Raw genomic sequence first — 14370 nt, 5'->3', positions numbered from 1 at the left:
GCGGACGCGGGGCTGTGCGGTCAAGACACGGTCCCCGAGGCGCTCGCCGTCGGGTCGTGGCTCTCCGTGACGAACGCGGCGACAATTCCGAGGCCAATCCATGAGAGGAGGCTCACCAGGAGGAAGACGGGCTCGAAACCGAGCGCGTTTGCTGCGAGGCCGACGAGCGGCGGCGCCACCATTCCGCCGAACCCGCGCGCCGTCGAGCGCAGGCCGATAAGTTCGGATTCCACTAGTTCGCTCCCGCGGCGACGGCGACGGTGGTCTCCTGGCGGTTCACTCTCCCCACGCCGTCTCAGCTCCCGTGGCATGACGTTCTCGGCTGGTTACTCCTCGCATCTTGCTCGTGTGGTTCGAGAGTGGTTCGGGCATAGGGCATAACCGTTGCGTTCATGGATATCACTCGCCGCCACTTCCGGTCACCCGCAACCCCCACCTCTCATCCGCAGCCTCCCCCCGCCATCCGGCGACGGTATCGTCGGTCCGGGCAGACCGCCGCTCGATCGGCGAAAAAACGAGGGTTAATGACAAGTTCGGTCTATCATCCAGTAATGACTGCACGTCGCGGTTTCGTCGCCGGGGTGAAGGCAATGGGGCCGGTACTGCTCGGGATCGCACCGTTCGGACTGATCAGCGGCGTGGCCGCGGTCGATGTCGGAATGGACCCGCTTCAGATAATGGGCATGTCGCTGCTGATCTTTGCCGGGACCTCCCAGCTCGCGGCCATCGACCTAGTCGCCCAGCGCGCTAGTGCGCCCGTGGTCATCCTGACGGTCGCAGTAATAAACATCCGTATGATGATGTACAGCGCGTCGATCGCCCCGTACCTGCGGGACCTCTCGGCGCGGTGGCGGTCGCTACTCGCCTACCTGCTCACCGACCACGTGTACGCGCTAGCAATCGTCGCTGTCGAGGACGACGACCGGCCCGTCACCGTGAAGTGGTACGTGCTCGGTCTGGGCGCGGCAATCTGGATCGTCTGGCAGGTGAGCACCGTTGCGGTATCATCCTCCGGGCGACCGTTCCCGACCAGTGGGGGCTCGGGTTTGTCGTCCCGCTCACCTTCCTCGCCATCCTCGTCCCCGAACTGAAAGACCGCGTTCACGGGCTGGTGGCCGCCGTTTCCGGCATCACCGCCGTGCTCGGTGGAGCATTCCCGATGAACCTTGACTTGATTACCGCGGCCGTCGCGGGCGTCGTTGTAGGGATGGTCCTTGAGGAGGTGCGTCGTGCGTGACCCCCACTGACGACTGGCTCCTGTGGGCGGTCATCGTCGTCGCCGGCCTGCTCACCTTTGCCCTCCGTGCGTCGTTCGTCTTCCTGCTTGGGCGCGTCGGCGACATTCCCCTGCGCCTTGAGCGGGCGCTCGGGTTTGTCCCCGCCGCGGTGCTCGCAGCGCTTGTGATACCGAGCCTGCTCGTCCAAGACGGCCAGCTGGCGGTCAGGCCGGGCAATGACCAGCTTCTAGCCGGTGCGGCTGCCGCCCTGGCCGCGTGGGCGAGCGAGAACGTGTTAGCGACGATCTTTGTCGGGATGGCGGTCTTCTGGGGACTGCGACTTCTCGCGTAGGTATCCCGGCTTTGGTTCGGCCGGCGAAACTAGGCTTCACCGAACGGCGCGGCTCCGTGGCGCGTGGATTGCTACGAGCGCGATAAGTAACCGGTCTATAGGTTAGCCGCCCGCGGCGCTCGGCAGCATTATCCTCAGTTGGGCGATGAAAATGATCGACAGCAGTACGAAGATGTCGGCAACGTAGAACGGAAGGACCTGCTTGCCAATCGCCCAGACCGACCGGTCAGAGACGCTCGAGGTAGCGAACAGGCGGATCCCCAGCGGGGGTGTGCTGAGTCCGAATTTCAGGGTCACGACGAATGTGGTCCTAAACTGGTAGGCAGGGATGCCGAGCGTCTCGGCAATGGTAGCGAGCGTCGGCGCGAGGATGACCGTTACGGCGCCGATCTCCAGCCACATGCCGACGAACTGCGGGACGAGCCCGACGACAGGTATGAACGCTTCCGGACCGATTCCCATCTCGACGAGCGTCGTGCCGAGTCCCCACGCGATGCCCTCTTTGGCGAGCATCCACGACAAGAACCTACTATATCTCTACCAGCATATCAACCTGCCCCAATTCGGGCATAACGTCGATCTTCCTACGATTGACTCAATAATGTCGATGCTGTTTTTCGACGGCGCTGGCCGTGGGTCGTGTAAACCTGTCCGTCGTAGTCGGGATAGTCACTCTCTCCGTATTTAATTGGACGTCGTGAATCTCCGGCAAAACGAGAATGACTACGAGTAGGTGATATTGAGTTCGATTACGTTCACTGCTTCGAGGAGCTTCGTCGGTAGCTTTTCGTGGAAGGCATCGTCTCGTAGCCGCTTCGTCGGCCCAGCAATACTGATTGCCCCTAGAACTCGGTCGCTGTTGCTCTGAATGGGCGCAGCGACACAGCGCAGTCCCTCAAGCCGTTCTTCGTCGTCATAGGCGTACCCGCGCTCACGAATCGTCTCGAGTTCTTCGTATAGCTTATCGCGGTCGGTCGTCGTCCGCGCTGTCTGTTCGGGCAAACCGTGACGGTCAAGGATTTCTTCGCAGCGTTCGGCAGGGAGGTTCGCGAGAATCGCCTTTCCGAGAGCGGTGCTGTGGAGATAGACGCGGGTCCCGACGTGGGCCTTGACTTGTACAGCATCCTCGCCGCGAGCACGACGGAGATAGCTCCCGCGACCGTGTTCCTCAATGAGTAGGTTCGCCAGTTCCCCGGTCTCCTCGGCAAGCTTGTCGACCTCGGGCTTAGCAGTTTCGTAGACGCGCTTGCGGGCCCGAGCGTACGCTCCATGTTCGAGGAACCGGATTCCTATATGGTAGGTACCGTCATCCTCAGTCAGGTATTCTGCCTCTTCGAGCGACTTAAGATAGTTGTGGGCCGTACTCTGGGGGATTCCCATCTCCCGGGAGAGCGTCGTCAGCGACGCGCCGTCAAGCTCTTGGATCGTTCTGACGATTTCGAACGTCTTTTCGACTGATTTGACCTTGTTTTCGACCATACTGATACAAGTATTGATTAGCCAAATAAATCTTCAGAATTGCATTGGGCCCGACTGTCCGCTGTGCGTGGTTTTAAAGATGCTCTCTGACCGAACAGCGTCGTCAATGTTATAATTAGCTCTTCAGTACTGCTCTCGCTCTTGCGAGCCGCTGCTTTGTTGTTGTAGGTCACGCCTGTCGGTTACACCACCTTGGTACCAAGGGTTTCGCTACCTTTTCTGAGATTGCGTCAACGACCGAAGTCAGCTGGGCGCTATCTTAAACTAGCTCCGACAATACTGAAACACTATTTATCTTCTAAACCAGCAAATCCGGGGTCTGATATTGTTATATCAGTAGTACATCTGTTATGCCTATATTTCAGTAATACTGAGTTCCTTTTGCGTAGAGATTATCGATACTGCTGAGCGGTAGCTACGGAGTCGAAGATCACAAGAGCACCGCGTCAGCGGTGCCCGACACGAATGATTCCGCTCGATGTGTTTGAGTCGGAATCGGCCGCAGTGGACCTGCTCCAACAGTTTCGCTGGCGTGACGGTGTTAGCTGTCCCCGCTCCCATTCTGACCGGACGGTCAGATACGGCAGCTACAGAGAGTTTCAGCGGTGTCTCTGTAAGAATTGTGACCACACGTTTAACGACAAGACAGACACGATTTTCGCTCACTCGAAGATGGCGCTCCGACAGTGGCTGTTCTCAATTTACGCGTTCCTCCGGTTTAACGCGAGTCTCAGCCGACTCCAGTGCGAAATCGAAGTGACACACAAAACGATGCACTAGCGCATCGAGCACTTCGCCAGAGCGCTCGATGTGCCTCCCCTCGATCTTGTTAGACCAGTCGAAATCGACGAAGTGTACGTCTCTGCCGAGAAGAAAGGCTGCGAGCGCGACCAGGAGTCGCGCTCGCGTGGCCTGTCCACGCGTGGCCGTGGTTCGTACGATGGCGACAAGCTACCCGTGTTCATAACCGCCAACCGTTGCACCGGACAACGGTACGTGATCCCGGGGAAAGCCGCAGACGAATCGACGATTCGACTCCTGCTATAGTGAACGTTAGAAGTAGTTGCTCACTTTTGTGATTAAAAGTTGGTCAAGAGCTGTAGCAATCGCTGTCGTCAGCTCGTCAAGTGAGTCAAAGAAGCGGTTGCTAAGAAACGCTTGAAGCTGTCTCCAGCACTCCTCGACAGGATTCAGTTCCGACGAATACGATGGTAACGTCACGAAAGAAAGGTCGTCACGGGCCGCTCGGTCCGTGACGGCCGACGCCTAGAAATATGGCGCTCTATCTAAGACGATAATCAAGTTATCTTCGAATTATTTGTATAATGATAAAATGAAATGTTTCGCGTGTTCAGCGGTGACGTACTCAGTGAATCGAGAGAAAAAGCAATCACCGTTCTCGGTGATCGCGCCCAGCAGACACGTCCAGTCGCGTTGGCCAGGCAGTTCGACGGAGGGCTGCGTGCCGCGCGGAAACCACGCGGCACGCGGCTCGACTTGCACGGATTTCTTGGTTTGGTTGATACAGACTACGGTGGCGTCTATTTCCCGCCGCTTTTTTGAGTTCATCGTAGAACTCTTCTTGCTCGGTTTCGCCAGTCTCGACGGCTTTCAGGTGGGGTTTCTGATAGCTCAACCCCGCCTCTTTCAGCAACCGCCGGCAACTCGGGAGTGAGTACTCCACGCCGTACGTTTCTTCGAGATACTCTTGGACGAGCGCCGGCGTCCACGCCAGCACGTCGATTCCAACCTTCTCGGGTGGTTCGTGAACAGTTTCTCCGATTCTTCCAGTTTGTATATCATTAGACACGGCCTGCTCAAGCGACTCGTCGGTGTCGAGTCGCTTGAGCCAGCTGTAGATGGTCCGCCGCTGAACGTCGTACCACTCGGCTAGCTCGGCCTGCATCACACCGTTCTTGTACACGATTGCCACTAAGAGACGTTGTATCGGCTTTCTACCGTTCCGTTGTCGAGAGCGTCTTGCAGTTCCTTGACGGAGATCTTGTCAAGATGGTCCACTATTTTCTGCAGCAGTTTTTGGGCAGAAAGTTCTAACGGGTATCATAGATATGCACTGGCGTGAGGCCCTTACGACGTACGCGATGCGGCACGAAGCTCACTGTCGGGCGTTTGCTCGTGCAACTCTTCAACGAGCAGACCGCGACGCGCTCCTGAGTCGAACCGGACCGACAAAGCGGGAGTTCATCGACTACTTAGAAGCAGGCCTCGTCGAACGGGACTTCAAAAACCTGTTTTGATCAGTCGCGAAGCTCCACAACTGACTGACCGACCTCGCGGACGTGTTCACTTCGCTCGAGGTCGAGTTCCTCGGCAAGGTAATCGACTGTCTCTTCGAGGTTCATCGCTGAATGGGAGCTTCCGAGCGGGATAAACCTAGTGCTGTGCCGACTACTATGGTTCACTCACTCGACTGCGCTGGCGCTCAGATAGTATAAGAGGAGGGAATCTTCTGTACATTGGAAGTGCTGACAGCACTTTCGGAGAGATTTCTTGCTGGGAAAGTCGTCACACCCGTTGTGAACAGGAAATCGGGACTAGTCGCTCCGTTCGTGTTACAAACACTCACTACACTCCTGTAAGAATGGGGTCGCTCCCGGTTCCTGCATCAAGATTGTTCTACAACAGCGGCGGCGTAAGGATGCCCTCGAGTAGTGCCGATGGCGTTACCACTTCGAGATCCTCGGTAGCTGCAATCAGCTGCATCTGGTCACGAAAGCCGGCCTCATCGATCCACTTTCCAGCGCCAATCTCGTGGTATGCGAGTACAACAATACAATTTTTCGAGAGTGCATTTCGATAATTTGGTCTTATTTGGGACACAGCGACGATAAGATGGGGTTTCAGTTCCTTCTTCTACCAGTATCTCAGTCAAGCTTGTTCCTGAACACTCCGCAAACCGTGCCCACAGATAATCTAAGGAAGTCAGATCTTGCCTTCGGCGAATTCCGTAGTTCTATTACCTGTACTCCGACGAGTCTTTGTGACAAAGCTGGTGGATCTGTATATTGCTACAAACTCAAGCATTGGACTAGAGCCAAACGAGAGCTTGTGGAAGCAAATACCGCTTCGAGACGTCGCAAATCAGCCTGCTAGTGCCTGACGATATACCGTTTCCAGTTGGTCAGCCATCCGGTCAACACTCAGCAACCGTGCGACTGGCCGTCCATTCGAACGTTCATCGTGGTCAAGCACACGTGCTAACGCCGCAGTAAGGCTGGTTTCATCGGTACATACGGCTGACGGCGTGACCCCATCCAATCGTTCCCGAACGTCACCAACGTCCGTTGCGACCACAGGGAGGTTGCATGCCAGCGCCTCCTTGACGGTGTTGGGCGATCCCTCTCGGCGAGAGGTTAACAGTAACGCGTCAGCCGCGTTCATGTAGACAGGCACATCCGGTAACTCTACTTGGTAGACGGCATGCAGTCGCACGTTACGGTCGATTCGAGGGCGAGCTTGCTTGACGACGCGTTCGGCGAGTGGGTAGTTTTTCACCTCCCGTGAGGGTGTATACGGGAAGAGAACGTGTGCGGCTGTGGGATCCCAGTCGACCGCCTGCTGGGCAGTCTGTTGGTCCATCGGTTTAAATAGGTCCAGATCGACCCCATGAGGAATTACTGTCGCTACCCCATCGAGGTGAGTCGCCATCTCATGACTCATCACAATAGTCTCATCAACCAGTCGAGTACAGCGTTCGGTGAGCCATCCGAATTCACCGAATAGATCTGTTCCCCATAACGTGAGGACGACCGGTCGGTGCGGTTGGGCGAGTGCGAATGGCGATGTGAGGCCATAATGGGCGTGGACGATGTCATAAGAGTCTCGGACGGCCGAGAGGACATGTCTGTAGAAGCGAAGATAGTGTTGGAATGATCGGGTCGTTGCTTTGCGCTGGGCACGGTCATCGAGGTCACGACCAGGAACAGTAACGATATCACATGTATGCCCCCGCTTACGAAGACTCTCGATTCGCCGGTCAAAGAACGATGACCGGTGGGTCACAAGATGGAGAATCCTCATCGGCCACTCTATCCGGTCTGTGACACAAAGTAATGATGCGCCAACCACGGTCTAATGACGGTAGATAAGTTCTACATCGGCTGAAAAATCAGTGATCTATCTGCTGATACTATTATCTGGCTGAACACTCTCGGATGGTCAGTTATCGGTGCATATCTCAGCCGTACAGAGGCTTTAAGTCCCGAAATGCGGAATAATCTCACTATTACAAACTGTCCGTTGTGCGGTATATAGTCATATGGACGTGTTGGTTACCGACGGATTCGAAAAAAAGTCGTTAACCGTCATTCGCGCTATCCATCCACTTACTGACTCCATCGGAACGGTTGCGCAGTACCCTGGTTCGGTTGCGTCCATGTCGCGATACACCACTCGTACTCACCGTTTCCGCGCTGACGATCCTGCGGAGTATGCCGACAGATTGGCAGCTGTCGTTGCGGAGTACGGGTACGATTATGTTATTCCCGTTGGGGGCCGTACAACTGAAATTGTCTCGGAGTATCGTGACGAGATTCCAGTTCCGCTCGATCCGATTCTTCCCCCGAAGACGTCGCTCCGTCGGGCTATCGACAAACACGACCTCTACCTACTGGCCGATGACATGGAAATTCCGAGACCGACGTCTGTTCGCATCCAGTCGTCCAGTGATATACCGCGTGCTATTGAGACGGTTGGAGAGTCAGGCGTCTTTAAGACGGGCAGTGAGACGGAGCCACGGTTTCTCCGATATGTTGAGTCCCCGACGGAACTGCAAGCAGCCTACCGGGCATATGTCTCGACACACGAGTCTGCGCCGCTCTACCAGGAGTATCTCAGTGGGCGTGGCCGTGGGTTCTTCGGCTTCTATCTCGATGGGACATGTCACGGTTACTATGCCCACCGTCGCATCCGTGAGGCACCGCCCTCGGGCGGTAAAAGCGTATGTGCGGAGTCACTTCTCGATCCGGAGCTGTACGACTACGCCGACCCGCTGCTGTCTGCGCTGGACTGGAATGGCGTGGTCATGCTCGAATTCAAGAACGACGCTGCGGGGAACCCGTATCTGCTGGAGTGTAATCCGAAATTCTGGGGGTCGATGGCCCTTGGCGTCATATCGGGAATGAATTTTCCTCGAGCACTCGTCGAATATCTGGTTGCCGGCACGACGCCGGAGTTCGAGTTCACGCCGGCTCGAGTACACTGGCCGCTCTCAGGCGATCTTCTCCATGCACTCGCTCGACCGGCAAGTGTTCCAGCAGTCATGACTGATTTGGCCTCACGCTCGACCAACTCGAATATCCGACTTTCCGATCCACTACCACACGTCTCCGAGGCCGTCCAAATGCTTGTTTCGACCGTCGTTAGCGTCGACGGGCCGATTAATAGCTCTCGAGTTGAGCCCTCCCAGTAGTGCTCACTGAGAGATGCGAGTATACTGTCAGGTGGACTTATTTTCGTGCAGTTTGCTGGCTTTCGGACATATACGTTCATTCATACCGAGAGCTCAGTAATTCAATAGAACGGGCCCTGATGACGGTACGCAGTCATTAGCTCACTGAGCCGCTCTCACTTAGTTTGACGAATGATGGAGTGGCTAAGCGAACTCGTAAGGGCAGAAAAATAAAATAATATTGTTATATTGGCGTTCTAATCGTCTCTGAGACGATAGCAGACTACTAATCATTACAGAATTCTTATATAATAAATACCGTAGAGCCAATCCGTTATACTTTCAATTCCTGCCCATATCTCGACGCTACATCCATATTCATTGCCAGCCTATCTTATCAGAAAATCGTTGTTTCATTTTTTCAAGCACTCAAAATATAACGAATGCGTATATAGATTATTATGTCCGCCAAAATTCTTTTTACACCTGTAGTAAATATTTTCACCCACGATGTTCGACCAGGACGATGCGACGAAGGCGAATAGACGAGACTTCATGAAAACGGCTGCTGGCGTTGGTCTCGCCGGTCTTGGGCTGTCGTCGGTGACCGGATCCGCAGCCGCCGTCGAACCGCGTGAGGCTGACCAGTGGACACGAGCAGAAGCAGCGAATATCGAACTTACTGACGACACCACCGCGCCGGTTATCGAAGAGAACTCCGAGTCTATCTCCGACGACTACTGGATCTGGGATACGTGGCCACTCCGGACGCGGGACGGCTCGATTGTGAAGATCAATGGCTGGCAGATCGTTTTCTCGCTGACGGCTCCAGATGATCTCGTCCCTGGTGCTCGGCACAACGAAGCGACTATCCGCTATTTCTACTCGCGTAACGGACACGACTGGCAGGAAGGTGGGAAAGCGTTTGATGCGCCACTCGGACATCATCAGTGGGCTGGCTCGGCGATGTACGACCAGGACGAGGAGCAGATCTACCACTTCTATACGGCTGTGAGTTCCTACCCTGAGTTCCGGCAGAAGCCTGCACTTGGGAAAGGAGCGTCAATCGAAACGGGCCCCAAAGGCGTTGAATTGGTTGGCGAGCAGGAACACGTCATCATGGGGACCCCAGATGGCGAGATGTACCAGACCTACGAACAATCGATCGAGCAAGGGATCGTCTACGCTTTCCGTGACCCGTGGTACTTCACGCATCCCGAAACCGGCGAAGACCTCGTCGTTTTCGAAGCAAACACGCCAACTGGGAGCCGAGACCCCACCAACCCTGAGAGCTTCAACGGAAATATCGGGGTCATGCGAGCGACCAACGACGAGTTGACCGAGTGGGAACTGCTGCCGCCGGTTCTGGAAGCTATCGGTACCAACCAGCAGCTTGAGCGCCCACATTACGTGTTCAAAGACGGCAAATGGTATCTGTTCACCATCAGCCACCAGTTCACGTTTGCGCCAGGACTGAGTGGCCCTGACGCGCTGTATGGGTTTGTGGCTGATTCGATGTACGGGGACTACGAACCACTCAACGAAGGTGGGTTGGTCATCTCGAATCCCGACGAGGCACCGTTCCAAGCGTACTCGTGGCTTGCAATGCCACACGGTGATGGGATCGTCGCTGAGAGTTTCGAGAATTTCCGAGGTCTCGACGACACGTCACGCGGTGCGATTAGCCTCGATGAGGTGGGATACCTTCCACCAGAAGAGCAAAAAGAGCTCTTCGGCGGCTCACTTGCGCCCAGTCTCAAACTGGAGCTTGATGGAGCGGAGACTCGCATCGTAACCGAGCTTCAGGATGGTCATTTCCTCCCATCAATCAAATCCTCACGGTCTCCAAACAGGTCACGGTAATAGACTCATAAATGGCCTAATTTTCGGTATGAGGCCCTTGTGATACCGATTTCGGTATCGTTTCGCCGAGTGGGCTGTACCAATAACGAATCGAGACATCTTCCGGATGGGAGGGTCCCGATTCAGTTCTTACACAGTGGCAACTCTCTCTATTGTTTTCTTATTTCTAGACTATACATTAAGTATAAAGACTTATGTGCAAAACCGGTCTACGAGAAGATGGAATGACGGAAGATAATTCCAAACGCGAGCTTGGACGTCGCAAGTTCCTTCGAACGACCGGCGCTGTTGGCCTTGCCGCCACAGTTGGTATCGGAGCGACGAGTGGATCGGCTGCAGCAGTCGAAGTAGAGGAACCAGCGCAGTGGACCGAAGAGATGGCCGCTGAAATCGAACGGACGGAGGAAAACACTGCCCCGTACCTCGATGAGGACCCCACGCAGATTGCTGAAGAGGCAGGCTACTGGGTCTGGGACACGTGGCCGCTCCGGAATCGAGATGGGTCGATTGCAGTCATCGATGGCTGGCAAATCATCTTCTCGTTAGTGGCTGATAAGAGCCACCCAGCAATCGAGGTTCCAGGAGATCGTCACAACTACGCACGTGTGGGGTACTTCTACTCCCGAACTGGCAAAAGTGAGGGACCGAATGGCTGGCAGTTCGGTGGTGAAGTCTTCGATGAGGATGCCTTCCTCGGGAACCAAACGTGGGCCGGCTCTGCGATGTACGACCAGGACGAAGAGCAGATCTACCACTTCTATACGGCCGCAGACGCACTCCCCGAAGCACGCCAGCGCCTCGCCTTGGCGAAAGGGGCCACCGTCGAAACCGGACCACAGGACGTTACCGTTACTGAGTCCGAGTCCCACCACATTCTTGCTGAGGCCGACGGCGAGATGTACGAACAACTGGAAGATTCCAGCGGAATCATCACTGCGTTCCGCGACCCGTGGTACTTCAAGCACCCCGAGACTGGCGAAGATTGGATGATCTTCGAGGGCAACACGCCCACGGAGAACGACAATCCGAATAGCCCGCTGAACTACAACGGAAACATCGGTGCGGCGAAAGCGACGAACGAGGATCTCACCGAGTGGGAACTGAAGCCGCCGATTTTCGAGGCAGTGGGCGTAAGCCAGCAGACTGAACGACCTCACTTCGTCTTCCACGAAGACAAATGGTACCTGTTCTTCATCACCCACGAGTTCACGTACGCTCCCCAGCTCTGGAGCGATGGTGGCCGATTCGAAAAAGAGGGCGAACCGCCGGGGCCGGAAGCCCTCCACGGATTTGCCGCAGACGGCCTGTACGACAGTGAGATGGAACCGCTCAACGGGAGCAGTCTCGTTGTGGCGAATCCGGAGAAAGCTCCCTTCCAGACGTACTCGTGGCTCGCGATGCCCCATGGCAAGGACAGTATTGTCGAGAGCTTCGTGAACTTCCAAGACGTCGACACGCTTGGGCTGCCTGGCGACGAACTGAAGGAGGCGTTCGGTGGTACGCTTGCTCCGAGCCTCAAGGTCGATATCGACGGGACCGACACGAGCATCACAACGGAGCTCAAGGATGGTCAGTTCCCAGCATCTATCGGCGCACGCTCGCGTGGCAACGGGAACAACTAGCGAAGCGTCTCGGCGAGCTTCCCCCTCTCGGTAGCGTGCAGTTCCGAATCCGATTTTTGCGGGTGCCCTGACTGGCACAGTCGTACAAAATTAGGGGCGGGAAAGCCTGCACGGAGAATGTCACTAAATCGCATTGTCACCGTCTGCCGTTCTGGCGTCGACGATGTCAGAACCTTCCCGCTGATGACGTTCTCGAACTTGTAAACATCTCGTCTCCCTTCTGAGCAACCCATCTTGGTGGTCAAGTGCGAGATAGTTCGACTGCTAGAACCGCTCGCTGGTCTGTGCGTTGTCGGTCAGTCCGATACCTCGGCGATAGTCACACCCGCGTCTTCAAAAGCCCCATAGACACCTGCGTCATCCACCGAATCAATGACGAGGAGATCGATATCCTCAAGCCCAGCAAAGCGAACGAAACTCTGTTGGTTGATTTTTGAACTATCAGCAACAAGGACAACGCGTGAGGCAGCATCGACGATTTTCGACTTTATCTCTGCTTCTGATTCGTTTGGAGTCATCAGGCCTATTTTTGGGTCAATACCATTTGTTCCAAGAAAGAGCAGATCGAAGCTTGTTCGATCGATGAACCGCTCGGCGCTTGGGCCAACACAGGCTCGCGTTTCTTCCCGGAACGTCCCACCGGTGAGTTTCACTCTGAAGTTATTTTCCGCGAGAGTGTGGGCCTGGAGTGGAGAATTGGTGACCGCGATGAAGGATTGCTCCGATTCGACTCGTTTAGCGATTTGCATCGTGGTCGTTCCCGCATCAAAGAAGACGACCTCACCGTCGCGAATTTCCTTTTCGGCGCGTTCGGCTATCAATCGCTTCTGTTCTAAGTGCTGGACCTCTTTTTGACTGTAGGACTGTTCGTTTGCGAGTGCCGTCGCTGGGACAGCACCCCCATGTGACCGTTCGATCCGGCCTTCGTCTTCGAGGGCGCGGAGATCGCGACGAATCGTTGCCGTCGAGACGCTCAATTCCTCCGCGAGAACGGCAGCTTTGCAGCCGTCTCGTTCAGTCACTCGTTCGACGATGAGCCGTTTACGTTTTTCTGGTAGCATCGTTAGTATCGGTTGTTAATTGTATGTCCACATTCAGCCGTCTATTATCCTCTATCTGGACTATTTGTCTTTATCTGTCTATTTGTACTCTGTATATCTGGCAGGGAATACCACTCCCCGGGACATATATCGGTTTGTGTGGGTGAACTTTGATTGGTACGGCACAGCAGCTTTCATTTCTATCTTAGTTCCGCATTGCGCGTATCGAGGAGACTTCACTACCAGCCTCCTCGTCACAGTTTGGGTCCGGTTTGATAAGTGTCACCGTCACAGCAGTGATGAGCGATCCCAAGAGGGTGATCCCCACGAATGCCGCTGGTGCATTCGAGAGAGGCACCACAAACAGACCACCATGCGGGGCCCGCATCGTGAGACCGACAACCATTGAGAGGCCTGCGGCCACGGAACTACCTGTAACAAGTGCAGGAATGACCCGGAGGGGATCGGCCGCGGCGTAGGGGATTGCGCCCTCAGTAATAAATGACAATCCGAGGATGACGCCGCTTTTCGCGTTCTCGTACATCGTGTCGGGATATTTGTGGGGGGCAACAACGGTGGCAATGGCCATTCCAATTGGCGGAGTCATCCCCGCGATCATGACGGCAGCCATGGGCTCGTAGATGCCCGCCCGCAATAGGTCAAACGCGAACAGGTAGGCTACCTTGTTGACCGGCCCACCCATATCGAAGGCCATCATCGCTCCGAGGAGCATCCCGACGACGACAGCCTGTCCACCCTGAATGTCGATCAGCGATCGCTGCAACCACTGGTTGACGATTGCACCGGGCACGCCGATACAGAATAACACAACGGGAAATAACAACAGCACCGTCCCTGCCGGAAGGATCAATACCGGCATCATTGGCTTGAGCGCGTCAGGAACAGCTAGGGATCGGATGTAGCTGACAACATATCCCACAAGCAGACCGACAGCGAGTGCACCGAGATAGCCTGCTTGGGCTGTCGCGGTGGGAAACCCGATGGCTTCACCAGCGACCTCCAATACCGTTCCTTGCTGGATAATGTACGAAAGGATGAAACCTGGCGCAATAGCCGGGCGATCTGCGATGGAATACGCGACGTAGGCACCGAGGACTGGTACCATCAGCGTCAGCCCAGCGGTCCCGAGTTGTGCGAGAAACCATCCGATTGAGCCGGTCGTCTCAAAGACGGAGACCGTCCCATCACCAAAGAACGTGGCATAGGCGAATGCCATCGCCAAGAGGAGTCCACCCGTTGTTACGAACGGAACCATATACGATACTCCGGTCATTAAGTCTTCGCGAATTGACGTGAGGTACTTTCGCAGAGCCCCCTCCAGGAGTTCCTTTGACATGGCCTACCAAAACTCTATACTTCGTCAATT

Annotated in this window: 12 protein-coding genes and 2 pseudogenes; 7 read left to right on the top strand and 7 right to left on the bottom strand. The window is 55.4% G+C overall.

Features of this window, described 5'->3' with window-relative positions:
- Nucleotides 1–20: 20 nt before the first annotated feature.
- Nucleotides 21–233: a hypothetical protein gene (locus EGH23_RS19305; protein WP_220581621.1), complete on the bottom strand. Its 213-nt coding sequence runs from the start codon at nt 231–233 to the stop codon at nt 21–23.
- Between the two features lie 318 nt (nt 234–551).
- Between EGH23_RS19305 and EGH23_RS19300 the strand changes: the two genes are divergently transcribed.
- Together EGH23_RS19300 and EGH23_RS19295 are read left to right on the top strand one after the other, a co-directional pair.
- Nucleotides 552–1091, top strand: a complete 540-nt coding sequence (locus tag EGH23_RS19300) for an AzlC family ABC transporter permease (RefSeq protein WP_220581620.1) — start codon at nt 552–554, stop codon at nt 1089–1091.
- A 142-nt stretch (nt 1092–1233) separates the two neighbouring features.
- A complete protein-coding gene (locus tag EGH23_RS19295; protein WP_220581619.1) occupies nt 1234–1569 on the top strand; it encodes an AzlD domain-containing protein in 336 nt (111 codons plus the stop codon).
- A 102-nt stretch (nt 1570–1671) separates the two neighbouring features.
- Here the strand turns inward: EGH23_RS19295 and EGH23_RS19290 are convergent, their stop codons facing one another.
- Complete coding sequence (locus EGH23_RS19290; RefSeq protein ID WP_236044951.1) at nt 1672–2082, bottom strand: TRAP transporter large permease subunit; 411 nt, start codon at nt 2080–2082, stop codon at nt 1672–1674.
- Between the two features lie 210 nt (nt 2083–2292).
- Nucleotides 2293–3048, bottom strand: a complete 756-nt coding sequence (locus EGH23_RS19285) for an IclR family transcriptional regulator (RefSeq protein WP_220581617.1) — start codon at nt 3046–3048, stop codon at nt 2293–2295.
- A 465-nt stretch (nt 3049–3513) separates the two neighbouring features.
- Between EGH23_RS19285 and EGH23_RS19280 the strand changes: the two are divergent.
- Nucleotides 3514–4092: pseudogene (locus EGH23_RS19280) on the top strand (transposase); the annotation flags it as partial.
- A gap of 9 nt (nt 4093–4101) precedes the next feature.
- Here the strand turns inward: EGH23_RS19280 and EGH23_RS19275 are convergent.
- Nucleotides 4102–5067 (bottom strand): annotated as a pseudogene (locus EGH23_RS19275) (IS630 family transposase).
- Nucleotides 5068–5117: 50 nt separating this feature from the next.
- Between EGH23_RS19275 and EGH23_RS19270 the strand changes: the two are divergent.
- The gene (locus EGH23_RS19270) at nt 5118–5306 is read left to right on the top strand and encodes a DUF8172 family protein (protein ID WP_220581616.1); all 189 of its coding nucleotides are present in this window, start codon (nt 5118–5120) and stop codon (nt 5304–5306) included.
- Nucleotides 5307–6150: 844 nt separating this feature from the next.
- Here the strand turns inward: EGH23_RS19270 and EGH23_RS19265 are convergent.
- Nucleotides 6151–7089: a glycosyltransferase family 4 protein gene (locus EGH23_RS19265; protein ID WP_220581615.1), complete on the bottom strand. Its 939-nt coding sequence runs from the start codon at nt 7087–7089 to the stop codon at nt 6151–6153.
- A gap of 355 nt (nt 7090–7444) precedes the next feature.
- On the opposite strand from EGH23_RS19265, the gene EGH23_RS19260 reads away from it, so the two are divergent.
- The 3 genes from EGH23_RS19260 (at nt 7445) to EGH23_RS19250 (ending at nt 11943) form a co-directional block, all read left to right on the top strand.
- Nucleotides 7445–8479, top strand: coding sequence for a carboxylate--amine ligase (locus EGH23_RS19260; protein WP_220581614.1), 1035 nt, complete (start codon nt 7445–7447; stop codon nt 8477–8479).
- Between the two features lie 534 nt (nt 8480–9013).
- Complete coding sequence (locus EGH23_RS19255; RefSeq protein ID WP_220581647.1) at nt 9014–10321, top strand: glycoside hydrolase family 68 protein; 1308 nt, start codon at nt 9014–9016, stop codon at nt 10319–10321.
- A gap of 224 nt (nt 10322–10545) precedes the next feature.
- Nucleotides 10546–11943: a glycoside hydrolase family 68 protein gene (locus tag EGH23_RS19250; protein ID WP_220581613.1), complete on the top strand. Its 1398-nt coding sequence runs from the start codon at nt 10546–10548 to the stop codon at nt 11941–11943.
- A gap of 296 nt (nt 11944–12239) precedes the next feature.
- Here the strand turns inward: EGH23_RS19250 and glpR are convergent, their stop codons facing one another.
- Both glpR and EGH23_RS19240 read right to left on the bottom strand, forming a co-directional pair.
- Nucleotides 12240–13004 (bottom strand): HTH-type transcriptional regulator GlpR, encoded by a 765-nt coding sequence (glpR, locus tag EGH23_RS19245; RefSeq protein ID WP_220581612.1) that lies wholly within the window; start codon nt 13002–13004, stop codon nt 12240–12242.
- Nucleotides 13005–13188: 184 nt separating this feature from the next.
- Nucleotides 13189–14340, bottom strand: a complete 1152-nt coding sequence (locus EGH23_RS19240) for a PTS fructose transporter subunit IIC (protein ID WP_220581611.1) — start codon at nt 14338–14340, stop codon at nt 13189–13191.
- Between the last annotated feature and the right edge of the window lie 30 nt (nt 14341–14370).

Source organism: Haloarcula nitratireducens (genome assembly GCF_019599505.1).
This window is presented reverse-complemented; position numbering and strand designations above follow the sequence as displayed.